The 23,227-nt window shown below is 65.8% G+C and carries 25 protein-coding genes; 18 read left to right on the forward strand and 7 right to left on the reverse strand.

What is annotated here, in order from left to right:
• Positions 1 to 122: 122 nt before the first annotated feature.
• The 8 genes from AC6LKD_RS20810 to ppa all read left to right on the forward strand — a co-directional run bounded on the left by AC6LKD_RS20810 (position 123) and on the right by ppa (position 6,959).
• On the forward strand, positions 123 to 821 hold the full coding sequence (locus AC6LKD_RS20810) for a TerC family protein (protein ID WP_013392546.1): 699 nt from the start codon (positions 123 to 125) through the stop codon (positions 819 to 821).
• A 112-nt stretch (positions 822 to 933) separates the two neighbouring features.
• Positions 934 to 1,653, forward strand: a complete 720-nt coding sequence (locus AC6LKD_RS20815; RefSeq protein WP_013392547.1) for a TerC family protein — start codon at positions 934 to 936, stop codon at positions 1,651 to 1,653.
• The gene (locus AC6LKD_RS20820) at positions 1,640 to 1,762 is read left to right on the forward strand and encodes a hypothetical protein (protein WP_006218348.1); all 123 of its coding nucleotides are present in this window, start codon (positions 1,640 to 1,642) and stop codon (positions 1,760 to 1,762) included. Before AC6LKD_RS20815 ends, AC6LKD_RS20820 begins: the two co-directional genes overlap by 14 nt.
• 9 nt (positions 1,763 to 1,771) lie before the next feature.
• Positions 1,772 to 2,719, forward strand: coding sequence for a hydroxymethylbilane synthase (gene hemC, locus AC6LKD_RS20825; RefSeq protein WP_013392548.1), 948 nt, complete (start codon positions 1,772 to 1,774; stop codon positions 2,717 to 2,719).
• Complete coding sequence (locus tag AC6LKD_RS20830) at positions 2,719 to 3,537, forward strand: uroporphyrinogen-III synthase (protein WP_498117321.1); 819 nt, start codon at positions 2,719 to 2,721, stop codon at positions 3,535 to 3,537. Before hemC ends, AC6LKD_RS20830 begins: the two co-directional genes overlap by 1 nt.
• A gap of 37 nt (positions 3,538 to 3,574) precedes the next feature.
• Positions 3,575 to 4,768, forward strand: a complete 1,194-nt coding sequence (locus tag AC6LKD_RS20835; protein WP_492274688.1) for a uroporphyrinogen-III C-methyltransferase — start codon at positions 3,575 to 3,577, stop codon at positions 4,766 to 4,768.
• A gap of 5 nt (positions 4,769 to 4,773) precedes the next feature.
• Positions 4,774 to 6,396 carry a heme biosynthesis HemY N-terminal domain-containing protein gene (locus AC6LKD_RS20840; protein WP_498117323.1) on the forward strand — a complete coding sequence of 541 codons (1,623 nt, stop codon included), beginning with the start codon at positions 4,774 to 4,776 and terminating at the stop codon, positions 6,394 to 6,396.
• Positions 6,397 to 6,428: 32 nt separating this feature from the next.
• A complete protein-coding gene (ppa, locus tag AC6LKD_RS20845) occupies positions 6,429 to 6,959 on the forward strand; it encodes an inorganic diphosphatase (protein ID WP_013392552.1) in 531 nt (176 codons plus the stop codon).
• Here the strand turns inward: ppa and AC6LKD_RS20850 are convergent, their stop codons facing one another.
• From AC6LKD_RS20850 to AC6LKD_RS20865, 4 genes are all read right to left on the reverse strand, one after another.
• Entirely contained in the window at positions 6,960 to 7,799 is an 840-nt protein-coding gene (locus tag AC6LKD_RS20850) for an IclR family transcriptional regulator (RefSeq protein WP_498117324.1), read from the reverse strand.
• Positions 7,800 to 7,814: 15 nt separating this feature from the next.
• Positions 7,815 to 8,576: an SDR family NAD(P)-dependent oxidoreductase gene (locus AC6LKD_RS20855; protein WP_498117325.1), complete on the reverse strand. Its 762-nt coding sequence runs from the start codon at positions 8,574 to 8,576 to the stop codon at positions 7,815 to 7,817.
• Positions 8,576 to 9,787: an ABC transporter substrate-binding protein gene (locus tag AC6LKD_RS20860; protein ID WP_013392555.1), complete on the reverse strand. Its 1,212-nt coding sequence runs from the start codon at positions 9,785 to 9,787 to the stop codon at positions 8,576 to 8,578. Before AC6LKD_RS20860 ends, AC6LKD_RS20855 begins: the two co-directional genes overlap by 1 nt.
• A 77-nt stretch (positions 9,788 to 9,864) precedes the next feature.
• A complete protein-coding gene (locus AC6LKD_RS20865; RefSeq protein ID WP_013392556.1) occupies positions 9,865 to 10,263 on the reverse strand; it encodes a cupin domain-containing protein in 399 nt (132 codons plus the stop codon).
• 174 nt (positions 10,264 to 10,437) lie between these two features.
• Here AC6LKD_RS20865 and AC6LKD_RS20870 point away from each other — a divergent pair, with 174 nt between their 5' ends.
• The 7 genes from AC6LKD_RS20870 to AC6LKD_RS20900 all read left to right on the forward strand — a co-directional run bounded on the left by AC6LKD_RS20870 (position 10,438) and on the right by AC6LKD_RS20900 (position 15,911).
• Positions 10,438 to 11,217 carry an SDR family NAD(P)-dependent oxidoreductase gene (locus AC6LKD_RS20870; protein WP_013392557.1) on the forward strand — a complete coding sequence of 260 codons (780 nt, stop codon included), beginning with the start codon at positions 10,438 to 10,440 and terminating at the stop codon, positions 11,215 to 11,217.
• Positions 11,218 to 11,227: 10 nt separating this feature from the next.
• Positions 11,228 to 11,989 (forward strand): ABC transporter ATP-binding protein, encoded by a 762-nt coding sequence (locus AC6LKD_RS20875; RefSeq protein WP_498117326.1) that lies wholly within the window; start codon positions 11,228 to 11,230, stop codon positions 11,987 to 11,989.
• A gap of 1 nt (position 11,990) precedes the next feature.
• Positions 11,991 to 12,683, forward strand: coding sequence for an ABC transporter ATP-binding protein (locus AC6LKD_RS20880; protein WP_498117327.1), 693 nt, complete (start codon positions 11,991 to 11,993; stop codon positions 12,681 to 12,683).
• Between the two features lie 13 nt (positions 12,684 to 12,696).
• The gene (locus AC6LKD_RS20885) at positions 12,697 to 14,574 is read left to right on the forward strand and encodes an ABC transporter permease (protein ID WP_013392560.1); all 1,878 of its coding nucleotides are present in this window, start codon (positions 12,697 to 12,699) and stop codon (positions 14,572 to 14,574) included.
• Positions 14,574 to 14,876: a Dabb family protein gene (locus tag AC6LKD_RS20890; RefSeq protein WP_013392561.1), complete on the forward strand. Its 303-nt coding sequence runs from the start codon at positions 14,574 to 14,576 to the stop codon at positions 14,874 to 14,876. Before AC6LKD_RS20885 ends, AC6LKD_RS20890 begins: the two co-directional genes overlap by 1 nt.
• A 165-nt stretch (positions 14,877 to 15,041) precedes the next feature.
• Complete coding sequence (locus AC6LKD_RS20895) at positions 15,042 to 15,737, forward strand: fumarylacetoacetate hydrolase family protein (RefSeq protein ID WP_013392562.1); 696 nt, start codon at positions 15,042 to 15,044, stop codon at positions 15,735 to 15,737.
• 42 nt (positions 15,738 to 15,779) lie between these two features.
• The gene (locus AC6LKD_RS20900) at positions 15,780 to 15,911 is read left to right on the forward strand and encodes an entericidin A/B family lipoprotein (protein ID WP_013392563.1); all 132 of its coding nucleotides are present in this window, start codon (positions 15,780 to 15,782) and stop codon (positions 15,909 to 15,911) included.
• 66 nt (positions 15,912 to 15,977) lie between these two features.
• On the opposite strand, the gene AC6LKD_RS20905 is transcribed toward AC6LKD_RS20900, so the two are convergent.
• The 3 genes from AC6LKD_RS20905 to AC6LKD_RS20915 all read right to left on the reverse strand — a co-directional run bounded on the left by AC6LKD_RS20905 (position 15,978) and on the right by AC6LKD_RS20915 (position 18,664).
• Positions 15,978 to 17,678, reverse strand: coding sequence for a PhoH family protein (locus AC6LKD_RS20905; RefSeq protein ID WP_498117328.1), 1,701 nt, complete (start codon positions 17,676 to 17,678; stop codon positions 15,978 to 15,980).
• A 63-nt stretch (positions 17,679 to 17,741) separates the two neighbouring features.
• Complete coding sequence (locus tag AC6LKD_RS20910) at positions 17,742 to 18,206, reverse strand: peroxiredoxin (RefSeq protein WP_013392565.1); 465 nt, start codon at positions 18,204 to 18,206, stop codon at positions 17,742 to 17,744.
• Entirely contained in the window at positions 18,203 to 18,664 is a 462-nt protein-coding gene (locus AC6LKD_RS20915; protein ID WP_013392566.1) for an Mth938-like domain-containing protein, read from the reverse strand. The genes AC6LKD_RS20910 and AC6LKD_RS20915 overlap by 4 nt, the downstream gene beginning before the upstream one ends.
• Before the next feature lie 366 nt (positions 18,665 to 19,030).
• Here AC6LKD_RS20915 and alaC point away from each other — a divergent pair, with 366 nt between their 5' ends.
• From alaC to thrC, 3 genes are all read left to right on the forward strand, one after another.
• The gene (alaC, locus tag AC6LKD_RS20920; RefSeq protein ID WP_008164319.1) at positions 19,031 to 20,218 is read left to right on the forward strand and encodes an alanine transaminase; all 1,188 of its coding nucleotides are present in this window, start codon (positions 19,031 to 19,033) and stop codon (positions 20,216 to 20,218) included.
• Positions 20,219 to 20,391: 173 nt separating this feature from the next.
• Complete coding sequence (locus AC6LKD_RS20925; protein ID WP_013392567.1) at positions 20,392 to 21,696, forward strand: homoserine dehydrogenase; 1,305 nt, start codon at positions 20,392 to 20,394, stop codon at positions 21,694 to 21,696.
• Positions 21,693 to 23,102, forward strand: a complete 1,410-nt coding sequence (gene thrC, locus AC6LKD_RS20930; protein WP_498117329.1) for a threonine synthase — start codon at positions 21,693 to 21,695, stop codon at positions 23,100 to 23,102. Before AC6LKD_RS20925 ends, thrC begins: the two co-directional genes overlap by 4 nt.
• The last annotated feature ends 125 nt before the right edge of the window (positions 23,103 to 23,227 follow it).

The raw sequence follows: 23,227 nt of genomic DNA on the forward strand, positions 1-23,227 counted from the left end.
TCCACGCGTACCAAGCAAGAATGTCGCCGGGCTCGCACCAAGGCGGTCAGTACGTTTTTTTCGTCTTATTTCACCCATTCATTTGGTTTGTCCTAGGGGGATCACACCTAGGAAAGAGAGGCATGGAACTCAGTTCAGCGGCATTCTGGATAGCGTTGCTCCAGATCATTTGGGTCAACATTCTGCTATCGGGCGACAACGCCGTGGTTATTGCGCTGGCGGCGCGTTCGCTGCCTCCGGCCCAACAGAAAAAAGCGATCGTGGTCGGCTCCGCCGCAGCGATCATCATGCGTATCGTGCTGACGCTGGTGGCGGCCAAGCTGCTCTTGCTGCCGTGGCTCAAGCTGATCGGCGCGCTGCTCCTGGTCTACATCGGCGTGACGCTGCTGTTGCCTGAAGGCGAGGAAGACGGCGCGGGCAAGACGCAAGGCAATCTGCTGACCGCAATCCGCACTATCATGATTGCCGACCTGGTCATGAGCCTGGACAATGTGGTGGCCGTCGCCGCCGCCGCCATGGGCGATACGACCTTGCTGGTATTGGGCTTGGCCATCAGTATTCCGCTGGTCATCTTCGGCAGCACGCTGCTCCTGAAGGTCATCGAGCGTTTCCCGGTCATTGTCTGGGTAGGCGCGGCGCTGCTGGGGTTCATCGCGGGCGAACTGCTGGTGGGCGATCCGGCCTTGCAGGAACCGGTGGCGCGTATCGATGCGGCACTGGGGATCACGCAGCATAGCTTTGCGCTGATGACGGGCGTGCTGGGCGCGGTCCTGGTGCTGGCTATCGGTAAAGTTTTGCTGATGCGCCAGAAAGCTGACTGAAAGCTGAATTATACTAATAAGTTGTACTGAATAAGCTCGCCGCGCCTAGCGCGGCGAGCCATGCCGGACCGGGACCGGCCACTCTTTTCATAAATGCCTTCGGGGGTTCATAGTGCTTGAGTTTCTACAGACGCTGAGTTGGACAGCGGTATTCCAGATCATCCTCATCGACATCCTGCTCGGCGGTGACAATGCCGTCGTGATCGCGCTGGCCTGCCGCAATCTGGCGCCCAAGCAGCGCATGCAAGGCATTCTGTGGGGTACCGCGGGCGCCATCATCCTGCGCGTGGTCCTGATCGCCTTCGCCCTGACGCTGCTGTCGATTCCGTTCCTGAAGGTCGTGGGCGGTCTGCTGCTGGTCTGGATCGGCGTCAAGCTCCTGGTCCCCGAGGACGACGCCCATGGCAACGTGAAGGGCGGCACATCCATTGCCGCCGCGATCAAGACCATCATCATCGCCGACTTCGTGATGAGCCTGGACAACGTGATCGCCATCGCCGGCGCAGCCCAGAACGCCCATGCCGACCATCAGATCGGTCTGGTTGCCTTCGGCCTGATCGTCAGCGTGCCGATCATCATCTGGGGCAGCACCCTGGTGCTCAAGCTCATCGACCGCTATCCGCTGGTGGTTACGTTTGGCGCGGCTTTGCTGGGCTGGATCGCCGGTGGCATGCTGATTACCGACGTGGTTGTCGAACGTCAATTCGGTGTTCAGCCCACTACGGTTAAAATCGCTGCAGAAATTATCGGCGCCTTGCTCGTTGTTGTCCTTGGACGGTGGCTGGCAAGCCGCAAAACCGCTTCCAAGGAATCAGCACATGAGTCTGCGTAGATCCGTCGATCCCCAGCAATCCGAATCGGGCCTGAGCCTCCTTCAGGGCCTTTTCGTGCTGGCCATCCTCGGGGTAGTCGCGACGGTCATCGTCTCCAATTTCGTTTGATGCCGTCTCGTGTCTCTACCGCAACGCCTGGTCATCGCGACCCGCGCCAGCCGGCTTGCCCTGTGGCAAGCCGAGCATGTGCGCGACCGGCTGCGCACGCTGTACCCGGCGTGCGCGGTTGAGCTGCTCACCCTGACGACCCGAGGCGATCAGATCCTCGACCGCACGCTCTCCAAGGTGGGCGGCAAGGGTCTCTTCGTCAAGGAACTCGAAAACGCGCTGCTCGACGGACGCGCCGATCTGGCCGTGCACTCCTTGAAGGACGTGCCGGTCGATCTGCAAGCCCCGTTCGAGCTTTGCGCCGTCCTCGATCGCGCCGATCCGCGCGATGCCTTCGTCTCCAACACGCATGACACGCTGGCCGATCTGCCGGCGGGCGCCGTCGTCGGCACGTCCAGCCTGCGCCGCGAATCCCAGATCCGCGCGCGCTATCCCGAACTGGTGGTGAAGCCGCTGCGCGGCAATCTCGACACGCGCCTTGGCAAGCTGGACAAGGGCGAATACGACGCCATCGTGCTGGCTGCGGCAGGCCTGGAGCGACTGGGCCTGGGCGCGCGCATCCGCAGCCTGCTTGAACCGGAAGATAGCCTGCCGGCGGCCGGGCAGGGCGCCCTGGGCATCGAGATCCGCGACGACCGCGACGACATGCGCGCATGGTTGGCGCCGCTGGTCAGCGCCGATACCACTTCCTGTGTGGTGGCCGAGCGCGCCGTGTCCCGCAAGCTGGGCGGCTCTTGCCAGGTACCCCTGGCGGCGTACGCCGAGATCGCCGGCGGCACCTTGTCGCTGCGCGCGCTGGTGGCGTCGCCCGACGGCGTGCGCATGGTCCATGCGTCCCGCAGCGGGCCCGTGGCGGATGCCCAGGCCATCGGCGAGGCGGCGGCCCAGGCACTGCTGGACGCGGGCGCGCAGGACATCCTGCGCGAACTGCTGCAAGACGAACCCAGGCCCGACTGATGGTCACGGCGTCCGCAGCCGCCGAGCTGCCGCGGGTCGCCATCCTGACGCGGCCCGATGGCCGCAACGAGGCGCTGGCCGGCCGCCTGCTCGGCGCCGGCTGGACGCCCTGCATACTTCCTGCCCTGGAAATCCAGGCCTTGCCGGCCATGGATGGCGGGCCGCCGCGCCCCTCCGACTACGACATGGTCGTGTTCGTCAGCGGCAACGCGGCCAGGCTATACCTGGAGCAGTGGGCCCAGGCGGACGGGCCCGTCCCTTGGCCGGCCGAGGTCATCGCCGCCACCGTCGGGCCGGCCAGCGCCCAGGCCTTGCGCCAGTCCGCCTGTTTTGGCGCGAATACAACAGTTCTGCATCCCCCTGAAAATGCTCCCAGCCATGATTCCGAGGCGCTCTGGGAGGTTCTGCAGGTTCTGCCGCAACGACCCCGCCGCGTGCTGCTGGTGCGCGGCACGCAGGGCAGGGACTGGCTGGGCGACAGGCTCGAGGCGCACGGCGCGGCGGTGACCCGCCACGCCGCCTACCTGCGCCGCCCGGCGAACTGGGGCGCCGATCAACTTGCCAGCCTGCGGCGCTGGGCTGGCGCGGGCATTCCTGCGACCTGGCTGATCACCAGCGGCGAAGGGGCGGACGCGCTGCGGGCCGGCCTGGATGCCGCCGGCCTGGCGGACTGGTGGGCGCGTTGCCGCTTCGTGCTGACGCATCCCTCCCTGGAGCGCCGCGTGCCACAGGCCTGTCATGAAGGCGGGGCGCGGCCGATGGTAAAAATCTGCCTGCCCAACGACGAGTCGATATTCCAGGCTTTTGTTGCTGCTTGATTCGTTGCATCGGACTGACACCGAATACAATCGCGTCATGACAGACAAGACTCCCGCTACCGATCCGGTCGTTCCGACGGCCGCCCCGGGTGCAAGCGCGCCCGCGTCGGCCCCGGCCGATTCCGTCAAGGCCCGCCCGGCCAAGCGTGGCAGTGGCCCGCTGGTCCCCGCCCTCATCATTCTCATCCTGCTGGCAGCCGGCCTGGGTTACGCCCTCTGGATGCAGCGCACCCAATTCGTGTCCGCTGGCCGCGAGGTTGCCACGCGCCTCGAAACGCTGACCACCGATCTCGCGCAGGCCCGCAAGGACACGCGCGAGGCCCTGGCCCTGGCGCAAGCCCAGGCCGGCCGCGTCGGCGAGCTCGAAGACACCGTGCGTGAAACGCAAAGCCAGTACAACGCTCTGCAATTGGCCTGGCAGAACTTCAACGACAGCGCCAGCGACGAACTGCTCGCCAACGACGTCGAGCGCTTGCTGACCATCGCGAATCAGCAACTGCGTCTGGCCGGCAACGTCTCCAACGCGATCGTGGCGCTGGAAACCGCGCAATCGCGCCTGGCGCGCGCCGACCGCCCGCGCTTCTCCAGCCTGCAGCAAGCCATCAACGGCGACCTGGACCGCCTGCGCGCCGTGTCCACCGTGGATATTCCCGCCCAGTCGGCCCGCATCGACCGCCTGGTGGCCCTGATCGGCAAGGCGCCCCTGCTGGTGCCGGACGCCGCCGCGCCGGGCGTGGCGCCTGCCGGCGAAACCGCTCCCACGGCCACGCCGGCCCCCGCGGTGGATCCGCTGGCCGGCCTCCCGGCCGACGCGCCCTGGTGGCAGCGCTGGCGCGCCGAGATGGCCTCCTGGCCCGGCCGCGCGGGCGCCGCGCTGGCCCATGAACTGGGCGGCCTGATCACGATCCAGCGCGTGGACGAGCCCGCGGCCCTGCTGCTGTCGCCCGAACAGGCCGACCAGGTGCGCGGCACCCTGCGCCAGCGCCTGCTGACGGCGCAACTGGCCATGCTGATGCGCCAGCCTGCCGTGTGGAAGAGCGAATTCGACAACGTCGGCGTCACGCTCGCGAAGTATTTCGACAACCGTTCCCCCGACACCGTCGCCGCCCAGACGCTGGCGCGCGAACTGGCGCAGACCGACATCGCCGTGCGCATGCCGGAAGTGGCCGACAGCCTGAACGCCGTGGCTGCGCTGCGCGCCGCGGGCTTCAAGACCAGCGGGCAGGACTGAGGCTTATGCGTACCTGGTTCTGGACACTGCTGCTCGCCGTCGTCGCCGTCGCCCTGGCGGTGGTGCTGCGTTCACACTCCGGCAACGTGCTGTTGCTGGTCTGGCCGTGGCGCATCAACATGTCGCTGACGCTCGCGGTCCTGCTCATCGTTGCGGCCTTTATCGTGCTGTACGTGGGCCTGCGCCTGCTGGCATGGCTGCTGGCCATCCCCGACCGCGTGCGGGCCTGGCGCGGCAAGCGCGCCCAGGCGCGCGACCACGAATTGCTGGAGCGCGGCTGGATCGGCCTGCTGGAAGGGCGCTACACCACCGCCGAAAAAGATCTCACCAAGCTGCTGGACCAGACCAAGGTCCAGACGCGCCGCGTGCTGGCGGCCTTGTCCGCAGCCCGCGCCACGCATGGCTTGGGCGAATTCGACCGCCGCGACCGCCTGCTGGCGACCGCGCAGGAACAGGCCGGCACGGACGCCGGCCTGATCGAAGCCACCGCCACGGTGTCGGCCGACATGCTGCTGGACCAAGGCCGCGCCGAGCGCGCGCTGGGCGTGCTGGAGCCGCTGGCCGACGGCGGCGCGCGCCATCTGCACACCATGCGCCTGCTGCTGCGCGCGCATACCGCCCTGCATCACGACGAACAGGTCTTCACGCTGGCGCGCGGCCTGGTACGCCGCAATGCCCTGGCCCGTGCCGAAGCCGACCTCCTGATCGACGCTTCGGGCGCGGCGCGCCTGCGCGCCGCAGCGGCTGGCGGCAGCGAGGCCTGGCGCGCCATCTGGAAGGACCTGAAGGCCGAGGAACGGCTGCTGCCGGAAATCGCGCTGGCGGGCGCGGCCGCGTTCGAGGCCGCCGGCGAAGCCAGCGAGGCCGCGCGCGTGCTGGAAGCCGCAGTCGCCGTGAAGTTCAATCCGGCTTTGGTGGCGGCCTACGCCCGTTGCGAAGCCGAACAGGTTTCGCGCCGGCTGGCGCGCGCCGAGACCTGGCTGCAACAGCGTCCCACCGATCCCGACCTGCTGACCGCGCTGGGCATGCTGTGCCTGAACGGCCAGCTCTGGGGCCAGGCCGAACGCTATCTGCTGCGCAGCCTCAGCCGCCGCAGCGACGCGCAGACGCATGCGCTGCTGGGCAGCCTGTATGACCGCCTGGAACGTCCCGCCGACGCGGTGCGCCACTGGCGCCTGGCAACGGCGGCCAGCATGGCGTTGCCGGTGCTGGCGGCGGATGCCGCCTTGCCGGCCGCGGATACCGGTTCCGATCCCTATCGCGTGGACGCCGAAGGCGGTTATGCGGTGGGTCTGTCCGATACCGACGGCGACGCCGAACTGGGCGGCGATTACCCCGCGCTGCCTCCGGCCGTGGCGGCCTCGGCTTCCGACTACGTGCTGGATCCGGACGCCCGCGTGAATAAAGAGCAGCGCGAACGCGCACTGGCTCCCGAAGACGCCCCGCTGGCTGGCGGCAGTACCTCCGACATCGACGAGTACTTCGATAGCGCCCCCATTCCGGCGGCGGCTTTCGATGATCCCGTGCCCACGTACGCGCCGGCCACGCCCGCAGGGTCCAAGCCCGCGCCGGCCGACGCGCCCGTGCCGGCTACCAAGCCGCCGTTCAAGGACGACGGCTCGATTTGAACAATCCTTCAGACACACAACAAGGTTGAATCATGAGTCTTGATCGCGTCTCCCCTGGCAAGAAGCTGCCGGAAGACTTCAACGTCATCATCGAAATCCCCATGAACGCCGACCCGGTGAAGTACGAGGTCGACAAGGACACGGGCGCGATTTTCGTTGACCGCTTCATGCTGACCGCCATGCACTATCCGTGCAACTACGGCTACATTCCGCAAACCCTGTCCGAAGACGGCGACCCCGCCGACGTGCTGGTGCTGACCCCGTTCCCGATCCAGATCGGCGCGGTCGTGCGCTGCCGCGCCATCGGCGTGCTGGAAATGGACGACGAATCGGGCGGCGACGCCAAGCTGTTGGCCGTGCCGATCGAAAAGCTGTACCCCCCGTACCGCAACATCAAGTCCTACGAAGATCTGCCGGCGGAAGACATCTCCCGCATTCAGCATTTCTTCGAGCACTACAAGGACCTGGAAAAGGGCAAGTGGGTCAAGGTCAAGGGCTGGAAGGGCCTGGACGCCGCGCACGAGGAAATCGTCCGCAGCGCCGAGCGCTACAACAAGGCCTGATTACGGTTTCCTGGTTCTGGCCGGCGTTGCTCCGGCCGGGGACTTGGTGCGGCGCGGCCGCGACGGCATGATGCCGATCGCCGCCGCGCCGTTGCTTTGCGGGGCCTGCAGATTGCGCGACACCTGCGCGGCCGCGATCTGGATGCGCGCCTGTAGTACCCCCAGCCGCTCGGCCGAGGTGCGCGCTTCCGCGGCGATGAACACCAGACTGCCCACGACCTTCTGTTCGGCGCTGAAGATGGCCGAGCCTATGCCTATCAGCCCCGGGTCGACCTCGCCATGCGACACGTACACGCCGGCGGCGCGCAGGCGCTTGAGGTTGGCGCGGAACTCATCCCAGTCCTCGCCCAGCCCGGCCTCGCGGATTTCGGCCGCGTGCCACAGCATCAGGTTACGCAGCTGGTACGGCGGCAGGTTGGCCAGGATGGGCTTGGCCGTGGCGCCATGGAACATGGTGTAGGGACGGCCGCGCGCATAGCTGGATTCGATGGAGTCGTCGGTCCAGTAGCGGTCCACGCACATGACCTTGTCGCCGTAGTAATTGCACAGCATCAGGTTGGCGTGCAGCTCGTCGCCGGTGGCGCGCATGACCTCGCGCGCCGCCCGCATCAGGGGATCGTGTCGGCGCAGATGACGGTCCAGCTCGATGATGCGCGATCCCAGCACATAGGCGCCGCCCGCAGTGGGCGCGAGCAGCCCGCTTTCGGTCAGCGACTTCAGGTAGCGGTAGGCCGTGGCGCGCGAGCAATCCAGATGCGCCATGACGTCTTCCTGGAACGCGGCGGTGGTGTCGTCGCGAAAGAGGTCGAGGATGGACAACATGCGGTCTGGAGTGCTCATTGCGGAAGGGCGCGCCTAGTGAATGTGGAAGCCGCCATTGACGTCGACCACGATGCCGGTTGAGTAGGAGGACAGGTCCGAGGCCAGAAAAAGTATGGCCTGGGCGACTTCGGCGGGCGAGCCGAAGCGCTGTAGCGGAATGCCCTGTTTGAGTTCTTGTTCCCAATTTTCGCCGAATTTCCCCAGCGTCATGTCCGTCTCGATGATGCCGGGCGCCACGCAGTTGGCGCGCACGCCGCGCGGGCCGAGTTCCCGGGCCAGCGCCTTGGTGAAGCTGATGACGCCGCCCTTGGAAGCGGCATAGTGCGACCCCCCCAGGAGGCCGCCGCCGCGCAGCGCGGCGGTGGAGCCCAGGTTGACGATGGCCGGGCGCCGCGGGCTTTGCAGCAGCTCGGGCAGCGCCGCATGCGTGATGTTGTAGGTGCCGGTCAGGTTGACTTCGACCATGCGGCGGAACTCGTCCTCGGGCAGGTCCCAGATGCGCGTGGCGGCGACGATGCCGGCGTTGTTGACCAGTACGTCGATGCCGCCCAGTGCATCCCTGGCGCGCTCGATCGCTGCCTCGCAGGAGGCCGTGCGCGACACGTCGCAGTGCAGGTCGATGCGGCCGGCGGCCAGCGTCGCGCTGGCGCCTTCCGGATAAGCCTGGTCCAGCACGGCGACGGCCGCACCCTGCGCGATGAAAAGGTCGACGATGGCGGCGCCTATGCCACGGGGGTTGGCGCCCCCCGTGACGATGGCGCGCTTGCCGGCCAGCAGCCCAAGCGCGCCGTCCATCACGATTTCACCAGCGGGCAGGCGCCGTCCTTGAGCGGGCGGAAGGCCTGTTCGGCCGGAATCTTGCGCACCAGGTTGTAGTAATCCCAGTCGCGCTTGGACTCCGAAGGCTTCTTGACCTGGAACAGGTACAGGTCGCGCATGATGCGGCCGTCCTCGCGGATGCGGCCGTTCTCGGTCATGAAGTCGTTGATGGGCGTCTCATGCATCTTCTTGAGCACCGGCTCGGAAGCGTCCGTGCCCGCTGCCTTGATGGCGTTCAGGTAGTGCATGGCGGCGCTGTAGTTGCTGGCCTGGACCATGGACGGCATACGGCCGGTGCGCTTGAAGTAGCGCTCGGACCATTGCCGCGACTTGTCGTCCAGGTCCCAGTAGAAAGGTTCCACCAGGTTCAGGCCCTGCGCGTATTCCAGCCCCACGCTGCGCACGTCCACGATGCTCATGAAGAGGGCGGCCACGCGCTGCTTGCTGCCCATGATGCCGAACTCGAAAGCCTGCTTGATGCTGTTGATGGTGTCGCCGCTGCCGTTGGCCAGGCCGATCACCTGGGCCTTGGACGCTTGCGCCTGCAGCAGGAACGAAGAGAAATCCGCGCTGGCGATGGGATGGCGCACGCTGCCGACCACCTGCCCGCCCTTGGCCTTGACCACCGCCATGGCGTCGCGCTCCAGCGAATGGCCGAAGGCATAGTCGGAGGTGATGAAGTACCAGCTCTTGCCGCCGTCTTCCATGACGCCATTGGCCACGCCGGTGGCGTAGGCGTAGGTGTCATAGGTCCAGTGCATGCCGTTGGGCGAGCAGGCCTTGCCGGTCAGGTCGGCCGAGCCGGCGCTGGTGAAGATCACCACGCGCTTCATCTGGCGGGTCAGGTCCTGCACCGCCAGCGCGATGGCGGAATTGGGCACGTCCAGGATCAGGTCCACCTTGTCGTTCTCGTACCAGCGGCGCGCGGTCGCCACGCCGATGTCGACCTTGTTCTGGTGGTCGGCCGAGATCACTTCGATGGGCTTGCCCAGCACGCTGCCGCCGAAATCCTCGACGGCCATCTTCACGGCTTCCACGCCGAACTTGCCGGACAGGTCGGCCATCATGCCGGACTGGTCGCCCAGCACGCCGATCTTCACGACGTCATCCGACACTTGCGCCTGGGCGGATACGGACAGGGCGCCCAGCACGCAGGCGGCCAGGCTGTTCTTCAAACGGGTCTTCATGGGTATGTCTCCTCGGGGGCTTTGTTCTTGCGCGCCGCCCTGTGCCGGACGGTCGCGCCGGGTCTTCTTGTGGGGGCTTATTCCAGCGTCTGGCCGGCGTAGGCGTCGATGAACATATTGGGTTTCAGGAAGAAGCTCAGCACCAGGGCGCCGTTGGGCGCGCGCGCCACATGCTGGTTGCCGCGCGGGCGCCACACGTAATCGCCGGCGCAGACTTCGCCTTCGGCGTCGACGATCGAGCCTTCCAGCACGAAGGTTTGTTCGACCTCCACGTGCTCGTGCAAAGGCAGTTCGGTGCCAGGCTGCCAGCGGAACAGGGCGGTCAGGAGGCCGGTCTCCTTGTCCTGCATCAGCACCTTCATGTCTATGCCTTCCACCTGCGTCGGCTTCCATGGCAGATCAGCAACCTTGAGGAAGCGTGAAGCCAGGGGCGGCAAGGCGTTGGCTGCGGGGCAGCCGGGAGTTTCCAGGGCCATGATGTCTCCTACCAGAACTCTTTATGAGAGATAAAGTAAAAATCTTGTTATTGAGTGTTTAAAAATAGTCGCGTATATTGAGATTTATGTCAATCGTGTTTTCGCCTGACGAGAGCATGCAGCGACACAGGCCGGGCCAAGAAATCCGGCACATATAAGACCAAGGAGACAAGCTTGAAACACGACTATCTGGACCGCACCTTCGGTCTGGCGGGGCGCGTCGCGCTGGTGACCGGCGCAGCACGGGGACTGGGTTACGCCATCGCGCGGGCATTGGGCCAGGCGGGCGCCCAGGTGGTAATCAACGATCTGTCGGGCGACGCTTGCGCCGCCGCCTGCGAGCGCCTGGCGGCCGAGGGCATCAAGGCCCATGGCGCGCCTTTCGACGTGGCCGACGAAAAGGCGGTGGCCGATGCCGTCGCACAGCTGGAGATCGCTGGGCTGGCGATCGACGTGCTGGTCAGCAGTGCCGGCAACCAGAACCGCAAGCCGGTGGTGGAAATGAGTTCCGCCGAATGGCAGGCCTTGCAGAACGTGCACGTCAACGGCGCCTTCCATTGCGCGCGGGCGGTTCTGCCCGGCATGGGCAAGCGCGGCTTTGGCCGCATCGTGCTGATGTCGTCCGTGGCGGGGCAGGCCACTATGCCCAACATCGCCGCCTACGCCACCGCCAAGGGCGCGATCGCGGCCTTCGCCCGCGCGCTGGCGGTCGAATACGGCGCCAGCGGCATCACCTGCAACGCGCTGGCGCCCGGCTTCGTGCGCACCGATTTCACGCAGGGGCTGCAGGACAATCCGCAGTTTCAGTCCTTCCTCGCCACGGCGGTGCCCGCTGGCCGTTGGGCGGCGCCGGAGGACATTGCGCCGGCCGTGGTCTACCTGGCCTCGCCGGGCGCTTCGTTCGTCAACGGACACGTCCTGGCGATCGACGGCGGCCTGCTGGCCCGCATGTAGGAGGGCGCCCATGAACACCCAAGCGGTCCTGTCCGCGCAGGGATTGATCAAGCGGTTCGGCGGCTTCAACGCCGTCGACGGCGTCTCCTTGTCCCTGCGCGAAGGCTCCATCCATGCCTTGATCGGCCCCAACGGCGCAGGCAAGACCACCTGCTTCAACCTGCTGACCAAGTTCCTCGCGCCCGACGCGGGCGTCATCCACTACCGCGGCCGCGACATCACGGCGCTGGCGCCCGAGCAGATCGCGCGCCTGGGCATCGTCCGCTCGTTCCAGATATCGGCGGTGTTCCTGGGCCTGACGGCGCTGCAGAACATGCGCGTGGCGCTGATGCGTCAGCACGGCGACGGCTGGCGCTTCTGGCGCAGCCGCAGCAGCATCGACCGCCTGAACGGCCGCGCCATGGAGCTGCTGGACGCCGTCGGCCTGAGCGGCCTGGCGGATACCACGGCGGCCCTGCTGCCTTATGGCCGCAAGCGCGCGCTGGAGATCGCGATGACCCTGGCGCTGGAACCGGAAATCATGCTGCTGGACGAACCCATGGCGGGCCTGGGCCAGGAAGACGTGACCCGCATCGCTGCGCTGATCCGGCGCGCGTCGGCCAACCGCAGCATCCTGATGGTCGAACACAACCTGTCGGTGGTGGCGGACCTGTCCGACACCATTACGGTGCTGGCGCGCGGTGCGGTGCTGGCCCAGGGCGACTACGCCACCGTGTCCAGCGACGAGCGCGTCATCACCGCATACATGGGCTCGGACGAGGAGGCGCACTGAGATGCTGGAGATCAAGGACCTCAACGCCTGGTATGGCGAATCCCACGTGCTGCACGGTGTGGACATGGAAGTGCGGCGCGGCGAACTCGTCACCATCCTGGGCCGCAACGGCGCGGGCAAGACCACTACGCTGCGCGCCATCATGGGCATCATGGACAAGCGCCGCGGCTCCATCCGCCTGAACGGCCACGAGACCGTGGGCATGGCGCCGCACCGCATTCCACGCTTGGGCGTGGTGTATTGCCCGGAAGAGCGGGCCGTGTTCCGCAGCCTGGACGTGACCGAGAACCTGATGCTGCCGCCGCGTCTGGCCGACGGCGGCATGTCGCTGGACGAGATCTACGCGCTGTTTCCCAACCTGCGCGAGCGCAGCGCCAGCTCCGGCGGCAACCTGTCCGGCGGCGAACAGCAGATGCTGGCGATCGCGCGCATCCTGCGCACGGGCGCCCAGCTGATCCTGCTGGACGAACCCACCGAGGGCCTGGCGCCAGTCATCGTGCAGCAGATCGGACAGGCCATCCGCACCTTGAAGGAGCGAGGCTTCACCATCGTGCTGGTCGAGCAGAACTTCCGTTTCGCGACCAAGGTGGCCGACCGCCACTACGTCATGGAGCACGGCTGCGTCGTCGATCAGCTGTCGGCCGAAGAAGCGCGCAACGATCCAGAGCGGATCAAGCGCCGCCTGGGTGTCTGAGGGGAGAATCCACGTGTTCGAAATTTTCGGCGTGCCGTCCACGGCACTATTCGGCCAGCTGCTGCTCGGCCTGATCAACGGCTCGTTCTACGCGCTGCTGTCGATCGGACTGGCGGTGATCTTCGGCCTGTTGAATATCATCAACTTCGCCCATGGCGCGCAGTACACCGCGGGCGCGTTCCTGGCCTGGATGCTGCTGAACTATCTGGGCGTGAATTACTGGGCCGCGCTGGTGCTGGTGCCGCTCATCATGGCCGTGTTCGCCATTGTGGTCGAGCGCCTGCTGATCTCGCGCACCTACCGCATGGACCATCTATATGGCCTGTTGCTGACCTTCGGCATCGCGCTATTGATAGAAGGCGGCTTGCGCCAGGCCTACGGCGTGTCGGGGCTGCCCTACACGATACCCAAGGCGCTGACCGGCGGCATCAACTTGGGCTTCATGTTCCTGCCCTGGTATCGCGGCTGGGCGGTGGCGGTGTCGCTGGTGCTGTGCCTGGCCGTCTGGGTGCTGATCGAGAAGACCCGCGTGGGCGCCATGCTGCGCGCGGCCACGGAAAACCCGACGGTGGTGCGCTCCTTCGGCATCAATGTGCCGCTGCTCATCACGCTGACCTACGCGTTGGGCGTGGCGCTGGCGTCGGTGGCGGGCGTGATCGCCGCGCCCATCTACCAGGTCAGTCCAATGATGGGCTCCAACCTGGTGGTGGTGGTGTTCGCGGTGGTGGTGATCGGGGGCATGGGCTCCATCATGGGCGCCATCGTCAGCGGCTTCGGCCTGGGCATCATCGAAGGCCTGACCAAGGTGTTCTATCCCGAGGCCGCCAATCTGGCGATCTTCATCATCATGGTGCTGGTGCTGCTGTGCAAGCCCGCGGGCCTGTTCGGCAAGCCCCTGCAAGTGCAGAACGTGCTGGCCGCCGAGGCGACGCGCGAGCCGGTGCAACTGAGCCGCCGCGGCATGCGCGTGGCGATGGCAGCGCTGGCCTTGGCCGCCGTGGCCGCGCCCTGGTTCATCTATCCGACCTTCCTGATGAAGGTGCTGTGCTTCGCGCTGTTCGCCGCGGCCTTCAATCTGCTGGTGGGCTATGTGGGCCTGCTGTCGTTCGGCCATGCCGCGTTCTTCGGCGCGGCAGCCTATGCCACCGGCATCGTGATGAAGCTATTGAGCGCCACGCCCGAGCTCGGCCTGCTGGCCGGGGTGGTGACGGGCGGCTTGCTGGGCCTGGCGTTTGGCGCCATCGCCATCCGCCGCCAGGGCATCTACTTCGCCATGATTACGCTGGCGCTGTCGCAGTTGGTGTACTTCATCGCGGTTCAGGCGGGCTTTACCGGCGGCGAGGACGGCCTGCAGAGCGTGCCGCGCGGCAAGCTGTTCGGCATCTTCGACCTGGAAGGCGTGATGCCCATGTACTACTTCACGCTGGCGGTGTTCGCGCTGGGCTATGCCTTCGTGCTGCGCGTGTTGAATTCGCCCTTCGGCGAAGTGATCCGCTCGGTGCGCGACAACGAACAGCGCGCACGTTCGCTGGGGTACTCCACGTCGCGCTACAAACTGATGGCGTTCACGCTGTCGGCCTCGGTGGCGGGGCTGGCCGGCGGCCTGAAGGTGCTGGTGTTTGGCGTCGCCTCGCTGACGGACGTGCATTGGCACGCCAACGGCGAAGTGGTGCTGATGGCGCTGCTGGGCGGCATCGGCACGGTGTTCGGCCCGCTGGCCGGCGCCTTCACCTTCGTGTCGCTGCAGAACTACCTGGCGCCGCTGGGCTCATGGGTGCTCATCGTCCAGGGCGCGATCTTCGTACTCTGCGTCCTCTTGTTCCGCGATGGCATCATGGGTCTGGTCTCGCGGGCCTGGCTGGCGCTTACCCGCAAGAGAAAGGAATTCTGATGTTCTTGCATGTCGTAATGCTGCAACTGTCCAGCGCCGCCGATGCGCGCTTCCATGACCGCGTCCAAGGCTATTGCCAGCGTATCCTGGCCGAGTGCGACGGGGTGGCGGGATACGCCTTCCGGCCCAACCAGGCCAGCCGTTCGGACGGCCTGACCCACGCCGTGGTGGCGGCGTTCGCCGACAGTCCCGCGCATGACCGCTACCAGGTCTCCCCGGCGCACCAGGAAATGAAGGCCTACATGGCGGGCTTCATCGAGCGTCTGGTGGTGTACGACGGGGAAATTCCTACTTTCAGCTGAACGTCCCGGACCGCGCCTTGCCCTCCGGAAAGGGATAAACTCGCGGATGGCTTTTCCCAGTCCGGCCCGCCTCCAGAGGGGTACCCGCGGTAGCGGCCGCCTCGCGGGCCTGGCTGTATTCTTCTGCCGGATTCCGGCCACGTATTCTTCATAGGTCGAGTGAACATGGACTACGTATTGCCCCCCCAGCCGCCCGTCGCGGTTCCCGTTGCCGGCAGCGCCGCGCTGTTCCCGGTGCGCCGCGTCTATTGCGTCGGCCGCAACTACGCCGAACACGCCAAGGAAATGGGCTTCACCGGCCGCGAAGATCCGTTCTTCTTCTGCAAGCCCGCCGATGCCGTGCTGAGCGTGGCCGACGGCGAAACCGGCAAGATGCCGTATCCGCCCAAGACTTCCAATCTGCACTACGAGATGGAACTGGTCGTGGTGCTGGGCAAGGGCGGCCGCGACATTCCGGTGGAGCAGGCCAATGATTGCGTGTGGGGCTATGCGCTGGGCCTGGACATGACCCGCCGCGACCTGCAAGGCGAAATGAAGAAGCAGGGCCGTCCCTGGGAAATCGGCAAGGCCTTCGACCTGTCCGCGCCGCTGGGCCCGATCCATCCGCGCAGCGTCGTCGGCACGCTGGACAAGGGCGCCATCTGGCTGGACGTGAACGGCCAGCGCAAGCAGTCCAGCGACATCTCGCAAATGTTGTGGAACATCCCTGAAAGCATTGCCTACCTGTCCGGCCTGTTCGAGCTGCAACCCGGCGACATCATTTTCACCGGCACGCCCGAAGGCGTGGGCGCCGTACTGCAAGGCGATGTGATCACCGGCGGCGTCGAAGGCCTGGGTGAACTCCGCGTCCAGATCGTTTAAAGTACGCCCCGGATCCGTTTTCATCACTTCAGGAGCGCCAGCATGCGCAGCAAGATCGTGCTGACCGCCTTCGTCGTGTTCGGCTTTGTTCTCGCCGGTTGCAACACCGTCGCGGGCATGGGCAAGGACATGTCAAAGGCTGGCAGTGCCATTACCAATGCCGCCGACAAGTAACCGTCGCCTCCGGCAAAAAAAAGCCCCTTGATCGCTCAAGGGGCTTTTTCCTTTGGCGGCAAGGGTTTACAACACATCCCCGGCGTAGTCGGCCAGGCGCGAACGCTCGCCGCGCTGCAGTGTGACGTGCCCTGAATGCGGCCAGCCCTTGAAGCGGTCGACCACGAAGGTCAGGCCGGAACTGCCCTCGGTCAGGTAGGGCGTATCGATCTGGGCGATGTTCCCCAGGCAGATCACCTTGGTGCCCGGACCCGCGCGCGTGACCAGCGTCTTCATCTGCTTGGGCGTCAGGTTTTGCGCCTCGTCGATGATCAGGTACTTGTTCAGGAAAGTGCGGCCGCGCATGAAGTTCAGGGACTTGACCTTGATGCGCGAACGGATCAGGTCCATGGTGGCGGCGCGCCCCCAGTCGCCGTTGCCTTCGCCTTCACCCATGTTCAGGACGTCCAGGTTGTCTTCCAGGGCGCCCATCCAGGGCAGCATCTTCTCTTCTTCCGTACCCGGCAGGAAACCGATGTCTTCGCCGACCGGCACCGTGACGCGGGTCATGATGATTTCGGTGTAGCGCTTGGTTTCCAGTACCTGGGTGATGCCCGCGGCCAGCGCCAGCAGCGTCTTGCCCGTGCCTGCCTGGCCCAGCAGCGACACGAAGTCGCATTCGGGATTCATCAGCAGGTTCATGGCGAAGTTCTGCTCGCGGTTGCGCGCGGTGATGCCCCAGACGTTGTTCTTGCCGTGGGTGTAGTCGCGCAGCGTCGCCAGCACCGCCATCTTGCCGCTGACCTCGCGCACCTGCGCGTACAGGGGCATCTGGCCTTCGAAGTAGACGAACTGGTTGACCACGAATTGCGAGCATAGCGGGCCGTGGATGCGGTAGAAGGTGGTGCCGCCCTGTTGCCAGGATTCGACGTCCTTGCCGTGTTTGTTCCAGAAGTCCTCGGGCAGCTGCATCACGCCCGAGTACATCAGGTCCGAGTCCTCCATGACGTGATCGTTGAAGTAGTCTTCAGCGGCCATGCCCAGCGCGCGCGCCTTCAGGCGCATGTTGATGTCCTTGGACACCAGCACGACTTCGCGTTGCGGGTACTTTTCCTGCAGCGCCCGCACCACGCCCAGGATCTGGTTGTCGGCCTTGCCCATCGGCAGGTCGGACGGCAGGGTGCTGTGGATCGCGGTCGTCTGGAACATCAGGCGGCCGGTGGCGTCCTTGTTGCCCAGTTTGGTCAGCTCCAGCCCTTCGTCCAGCTGGCTCGCGTCCTGCACCAGCGCGTCCAGCGAACGGCTGACCTGGCGCGCGTTGCGCGCCACTTCCGACATGCCTTTCTTCTGATGGTCCAGCTCTTCGAGCGTCATCATCGGCAGGAAGATGTCGTGCTCTTCGAAGCGGAACAGGGAGCTGGGATCGTGCAGCAGCACGTTGGTGTCCAGCACGAACAGCTTGCGCGGTTCGTGCTGGGCGCGGGCTTTCGTGCGCTTGGCGGGCGCGGGCTTGGCGCGGCGCGTTTCGGTGCGCGCGGCGGGAGCGGCTGGCGCCGGCGGCGGCACCTGGCGGGCGGGCGCCGGGATCTGCGCCTTGCGGGCCGGTGCGGCCAGACCTTCGAGTTCGGGCTGGACGAGCAACTCGTCTTCGTCGTCCTCGGCGAGGACTGCCTGGGTACTGGACCGCGCAGCGGCGGTCTTGGTGCTGCGGGCCTGCGCCCGGGCGGATTCGCCCGAGGGGAAGGTCAGGATGGCTGCGGGACGGGTGGGCAACTTCGGAAGCGGCATATTTGTCACTCTCCAGTGTGGGCCGGCTATAGCGCCTGACGGGTAAAACCTGTGCTTACACGGCTAACCGATGCTTTTCGCTGCCTGCAGGACTTCCTTGGCGTGGCCCGGGACCTTCACCCCGCGCCACTCCTGCACCAGCACGCCATAGGCATCGATCAGGAAGGTGCTGCGCTCGATGCCGCGCACCTGCTTGCCGTACATATTCTTTTGCTTGATGACGCCGAACAGATTGCAGACGGTTTCGTCGGCGTCGGAGATGAGAGGGAAAGGAAGTTCGTACTTGGCCTTGAAGTTCTCGTGCGACTTCAGCGAATCGCGCGAGATGCCGATGACGACGGCGCTGGCCGCCAGGAACTCGGCGTTCAGGTCGCGGAAATCCTGGCTTTCGGTGGTGCAGCCAGGGGTATTGTCCTTGGGGTAGAAATACAGGATCACGGCGCGGCCCTGGCACTGCTCCAGGCTGATCGGACCTATGGTGCTTTCAGCGGTGAACAGCGGGGCGGGTTTGCCTATGGTCGGCGTCATTTCTGGGATTCTCCGTTGGGGGGGATGAGGGCCACGACCACGCGCCGGCCCTCCGCCATCAGGATGTTGTAGGTGCGCGAGGCGGCGTGCGTGTCCATGATCTCGACGCCGATGCCGGCCGCCAGCAGGGGGCGCAGCACGTCGGGGCGCAGGAACTGCTGGCGCCCGCCGGTGCCCACCAGCAGCACTTCCGGCGCATTCGCCGGGCGGCTGGGGGCGGCTTCCGGTTCGTCCAGAAAGGCCATGGGGTCGCGGACGGGCTCGGACAATCCGGCCGCCTGGCGCAAGAGAGTGGGGGTGATGTCGGCCGGCGACTCAACGGGCCAGTGGGTCACTTCGCCTTCGGGGCCGAATGCGACCGAGGAGGAAAAACGTACCTGGTTGACCTCGATATAGCCATCACCATAGGCGGTGACGGTATTCAGAGCGGCCGTCGCAGGATCGGTATGCAGCTTCAATAAAAACTCCGGCTATATGGCCCGATAATAGCGCATCAGGATGACGCCATGTTGCAGGGTATCCACGTGTGGGGAAGGGCCCCCACGCCGCACTCGCTGCGCTCGCTTGCTGCCCCCCGAGGGGGCGCGTTTTGCCTTGGGGCGGCCCGGCGGCAAAACGGAGTCCTCACGCCACGCGATTCCTCTCGAGGAACCCCCGAAATCGGCCCCTTTTTTTCCCCATTTGCCGCACAGGCGTCCTTGCGCTAGATTACAGGGTTTTGCTGCACTGCAATCTCATGCCGGCGCAGCGTTTCGGACCCTTTTCCCCTTCGCGCATTCGCGCCCTGGTTTTTTGCCCTTTTATCGCCCCTAAGGATTCCCATCATGAGGAAGTTCTCCCGCATCGAGCGTTTGCCCCCGTACGTTTTCAACATTACCGGCGAGCTCAAGATGGCGGCGCGTAGGCGTGGCGAAGACATCATCGACATGTCGATGGGCAATCCGGACGGCGCGACTCCCAAGCACATCGTCGACAAGATGGTGGAAGCGACGACGCGTCCGACCACGCACGGCTATTCCGTGTCCAAGGGCATTCCGCGCCTGCGCAAGGCGATCTGTGACTGGTACCAGCGCCGCTACGCGGTCGAGTTCGATCCGGATTCCGAAGCCATCGTCACCATCGGCTCCAAGGAAGGCCTGGCCCACCTGATGCTGGCCACGCTGGACCGCGGCGACACCGTGCTGGTGCCGAACCCCAGCTACCCGATTCACATCTACGGCGCGGTCATCGCCGGCGCCAACATCCGTTCCGTGCGCATGACGCCGGGCGTGGACTTCTTCGAGGAACTGGAACGTGCCGTGCGCGAATCCATCCCGAAGCCCAAGATGATGGTGCTGGGCTTTCCCAGCAACCCGACCGCGCAGTGCGTGGACCTGTCGTTCTTCGAACGCGTGGTGGCGCTGGCCAAGGAACACGACATCCTGGTGGTGCACGACCTGGCCTACGCCGACATCACGTTCGACGGCTACGTGGCGCCGTCCATCATGCAGGTGCCCGGCGCGCGCGATGTCGCCGTCGAGTTCTTCACGATGAGCAAGAGCTACAACATGGCCGGCTGGCGCATCGGCTACATGGTCGGCAACCGCGAACTGGTCAACGCGCTCGCGCGCATCAAGAGCTATCACGACTACGGCACGTTCACGCCGATCCAGGTGGCGTCCATCGCCGCCCTGGACGGTCCGCAGGACTGCGTGAACGAAATTGTGGCGCAGTATCAAAGCCGCCGCGACGTGCTCGTGCGCGGCTTGCATGAAGCAGGTTGGAATGTGGAAATTCCCAAGGCGTCCATGTACATCTGGGCGCAGATCCCCGAACCCTACAGGGCGATGGGCTCTTTGGAATTTGCCAAGCGCGTCCTGTCGGATGCGAAGGTAGCTGTGTCCCCCGGGATCGGCTTCGGCGAGTATGGCGACGAATACGTGCGCTTCGCCCTGATCGAAAACGAGCAGCGCACCCGGCAAGCGGTGCGAGGCATCAAAGACATGTTCCGCAAGGACGGATTGCTGAAGTAGAGCCCACCCCCGAAGCGCTGCGCGCTTCCCCCTCAAGGGGGCATGCCGGCGGAGCCGGATCCGCGGCATCCCGATAGGGGGGGGCACCGTATCAGGGGGCGCAGCTCTCGCACAGCAGTTATGGAGAACCGAAAATGAATTCCCCTCAACGCCCGCCCGCAGAAGGCGCCGCGATGAAACCCATGAAAGTCGGCCTGCTCGGCCTGGGCGTGGTTGGCGGCGGCACCTGGGCGGTGCTGTCGCGCAACGCGGAAGAGATTGCGCGCCGCGCTGGCCGCCGCATCGAGGTGACCCGCGCCGCCGTGCGCGACGTGGCCAAGGCGCGCGCGCGCGTGGGCGACGCGATCCTGGTCGATACCGATGTGCACGCGCTGGTGCGCGACCCTGAAATCGACATCGTCGTCGAACTGATCGGCGGCGACACGCTGGCGCGCGAGCTGGTGCTGGAAGCCATCGCCAACGGCAAGCACGTCGTGACCGCCAACAAGGCGCTGCTGGCCAAGCACGGCAATGAGATCTTCGCCGCCGCCCACGAGCGCGGCGTGATGGTGACCTTCGAGGCCGCCGTCGCCGGCGGCATCCCCATCATCAAGGCGATCCGCGAAGGCCTGACGGCCAACCGCATCCAGTGGGTGGCCGGCATTATCAACGGCACCACCAACTTCATCCTGTCTGAAATGCGCTCGCGCGGCCTGCCGTTCGCCGACGTGCTGGCCGAGGCCCAGCGCCTGGGCTACGCCGAAGCCGATCCCACGTTCGACGTGGAAGGTGTGGACGCGGCCCATAAGCTGACCCTGCTGGCTTCGCTGGCTTTCGGCGTGCCGGTACAGTTCGACCGCGCCTATATCGAAGGCATTTCGCAGCTGGCTGCCGAAGACATCGAGCATGCCGAACGCCTGGGCTACCGCATCAAACTGCTGGGCGTCACCAAGCGCCGTCCGGACGGCATCGAGCTGCGCGTGCATCCGGCGCTGGTGCCGGCCGAACGCCTGCTGGCCAACGTCGAGGGCGCGATGAACGCCGTGCTGGTCAAGGGCGACGCCGTCGGCCCCACGCTGTATTACGGCCAGGGCGCGGGCGAAGAGCCCACCGCCTCGGCCGTGGTGGCCGACCTGGTCGACGTGACCCGCCTGCACACCGCCGACCCGGGCAACCGCGTACCGCACCTGGCTTTCCAGCCGGACGCCATGTCCGACACGCCGATCCTGCCGATCGAGCAGGTCAGCACCTCGTACTACCTGCGCCTGCGCGTGGACGACCAGCCGGGCGTGCTGGCCGACATCGCCCGCATCCTGGCCGACCGCTCCATCTCCATCGGGTCGATGATCCAGCAGCCGTCGCACATCGGCGGCGCCGACATCATCTTCCTGACGCACGAAGCGGTCGAAGGCAACGTCAACCAGGCGATCGAACGCATCGAAGCCCTACCGTTCGTGCGTTCGAAAGTTACGCGCCTACGCGTGGAAAACCTGACATGAAATACATCTCTACCCGCGGCGGCATGGCCGCGATGGAATTCTCGGACATCCTGCTGGAAGGCCTAGCGCCGGACGGCGGCCTGGCGGTGCCGGAGCAACTGCCCCAGGTCTCGGCCGAAACGCTGGAGTCCTGGCGCGGCCTGCCGTATGCCGACCTGGCGTTCGAAGTGCTGTCGCTGTTCGCCACCGACATCCCGGCCGAAGACCTGCGCCGCCTGACGCGCGCGGCCTACACCCAGCAGATCTTCAACAGCGAGGACATCGTCCCGCTGCGTCCGCTGGACGGCGGCCTGTCGCTGCTGGGCCTGTCCGAGGGGCCGACGCTGGCCTTCAAGGACATGGCCATGCAGTTCCTGGGCCAGGTCTTTGAATACGTGCTGGCCAAGCGCGGCACCACCCTGAACATCGTGGGCGCAACCTCCGGCGACACCGGTTCGGCGGCGGAATACGCCTTGCGCGGCAAACAGGGCGTGGCGGTGTTCATGCTGTCGCCGCATGGCCGCATGAGCGCCTTCCAGCGCGCCCAGATGTATTCGCTGCAGGACGAGAACATCCACAACATCGCCGTGCACGGCGTGTTCGACGAAGCCCAGGATATCGTCAAGGCCCTGGCCGGCGATCTGGCGTTCAAGACCAAGTACCGTTTGGGCGCGGTCAACTCCATCAACTGGGCGCGTATCGCCGCCCAGGTGGTGTACTACTTTCACGGCTGGCTGCGCGCCACCAGCAAGGCTGGCGAGCAGGTGTCGTTCGCGGTGCCCTCGGGCAACTTCGGCAACATCCTGTCCGGCCACATTGCGCGCCGCATGGGCCTGCCCATCCGCCGCCTGGTGCTGGCCACGAACGAGAACAACGTGCTGGAAGAGTTTTTCCGCACCGGCGTCTATCGTCCGCGTCCCGCCGAGCAGACCTACGCCACCTCCAGCCCGTCGATGGATATTTCGCGCGCCTCGAACTTCGAGCGCTTCGTGTTCGACCTGGTCGGCCGCGACGCGGCTCGGGTCAAGGAACTGTGGGCCGGCATGGCGCGCGACGGGTCTTTCGACCTGTCCGATCTGAAGCCGCAATTCGAGGAGCGTTATGGCTTCGTATCGGGCGTGAGCTCGCACGAAGACCGCCTGGCGACGATCCGTTCGGTCTACGACGAAACCGGCGTGCTGATCGATCCGCACACCGCAGATGGCGTCAAGGTCGCGCGTGAATTCGTCGAACCCGGCGTGCCCATGCTGGTCCTGGAAACCGCCTTGCCGGCGAAGTTCTCGGAAACCATCGAAGAGGCGCTGGGCCGTCCGGCCACGCCGCCGGGCAATCTCGCCGATCTCGAGTCGCTGCCGCAACGCGTGGAAATCATGGATTGCGATCAGGCCGCCGTGCGACGCTTCATCGAGGCGAACGCCAAGGTGTAAAGGCCGCTTGCGTCTTGTGTGCGTGTGCAACCCCTCGCAAGCTGGTCTTGCGAGGGGTTTTTTGCGTTTTGGCGGGTCGGCTGGATTACCTTCGCATGCATTTTGACCACAACCGGTCACGAATG

The sequence above is a fragment of the Achromobacter sp. D7-1 genome, assembly GCF_059760445.1.

Excerpts from the sequence above, each read along its gene's own strand:
- AC6LKD_RS20810 (WP_013392546.1), top strand. The coding sequence starts at position 123 with ATGGAACTCAGTTCAGCGGCATTCTGGATAGCGTTGCTCCAGATCATT.
- AC6LKD_RS20820 (WP_006218348.1), top strand. The coding sequence starts at position 1,640 with ATGAGTCTGCGTAGATCCGTCGATCCCCAGCAATCCGAATCGGGCCTG.
- AC6LKD_RS20830 (WP_498117321.1), top strand. The coding sequence starts at position 2,719 with ATGGTCACGGCGTCCGCAGCCGCCGAGCTGCCGCGGGTCGCCATCCTG.
- AC6LKD_RS20835 (WP_492274688.1), top strand. The coding sequence starts at position 3,575 with ATGACAGACAAGACTCCCGCTACCGATCCGGTCGTTCCGACGGCCGCC.
- AC6LKD_RS20840 (WP_498117323.1), top strand. The coding sequence starts at position 4,774 with ATGCGTACCTGGTTCTGGACACTGCTGCTCGCCGTCGTCGCCGTCGCC.
- ppa (WP_013392552.1), top strand. The coding sequence starts at position 6,429 with ATGAGTCTTGATCGCGTCTCCCCTGGCAAGAAGCTGCCGGAAGACTTC.
- AC6LKD_RS20850 (WP_498117324.1), bottom strand. The coding sequence starts at position 7,799 with ATGAGCACTCCAGACCGCATGTTGTCCATCCTCGACCTCTTTCGCGAC.
- AC6LKD_RS20855 (WP_498117325.1), bottom strand. The coding sequence starts at position 8,576 with ATGGACGGCGCGCTTGGGCTGCTGGCCGGCAAGCGCGCCATCGTCACG.
- AC6LKD_RS20860 (WP_013392555.1), bottom strand. The coding sequence starts at position 9,787 with ATGAAGACCCGTTTGAAGAACAGCCTGGCCGCCTGCGTGCTGGGCGCC.
- AC6LKD_RS20865 (WP_013392556.1), bottom strand. The coding sequence starts at position 10,263 with ATGGCCCTGGAAACTCCCGGCTGCCCCGCAGCCAACGCCTTGCCGCCC.
- AC6LKD_RS20875 (WP_498117326.1), top strand. The coding sequence starts at position 11,228 with ATGAACACCCAAGCGGTCCTGTCCGCGCAGGGATTGATCAAGCGGTTC.
- AC6LKD_RS20880 (WP_498117327.1), top strand. The coding sequence starts at position 11,991 with ATGCTGGAGATCAAGGACCTCAACGCCTGGTATGGCGAATCCCACGTG.
- AC6LKD_RS20890 (WP_013392561.1), top strand. The coding sequence starts at position 14,574 with ATGTTCTTGCATGTCGTAATGCTGCAACTGTCCAGCGCCGCCGATGCG.
- AC6LKD_RS20895 (WP_013392562.1), top strand. The coding sequence starts at position 15,042 with ATGGACTACGTATTGCCCCCCCAGCCGCCCGTCGCGGTTCCCGTTGCC.
- AC6LKD_RS20900 (WP_013392563.1), top strand. The coding sequence starts at position 15,780 with ATGCGCAGCAAGATCGTGCTGACCGCCTTCGTCGTGTTCGGCTTTGTT.
- AC6LKD_RS20905 (WP_498117328.1), bottom strand. The coding sequence starts at position 17,678 with ATGCCGCTTCCGAAGTTGCCCACCCGTCCCGCAGCCATCCTGACCTTC.
- AC6LKD_RS20910 (WP_013392565.1), bottom strand. The coding sequence starts at position 18,206 with ATGACGCCGACCATAGGCAAACCCGCCCCGCTGTTCACCGCTGAAAGC.
- alaC (WP_008164319.1), top strand. The coding sequence starts at position 19,031 with ATGAGGAAGTTCTCCCGCATCGAGCGTTTGCCCCCGTACGTTTTCAAC.
- AC6LKD_RS20925 (WP_013392567.1), top strand. The coding sequence starts at position 20,392 with ATGAAACCCATGAAAGTCGGCCTGCTCGGCCTGGGCGTGGTTGGCGGC.
- thrC (WP_498117329.1), top strand. The coding sequence starts at position 21,693 with ATGAAATACATCTCTACCCGCGGCGGCATGGCCGCGATGGAATTCTCG.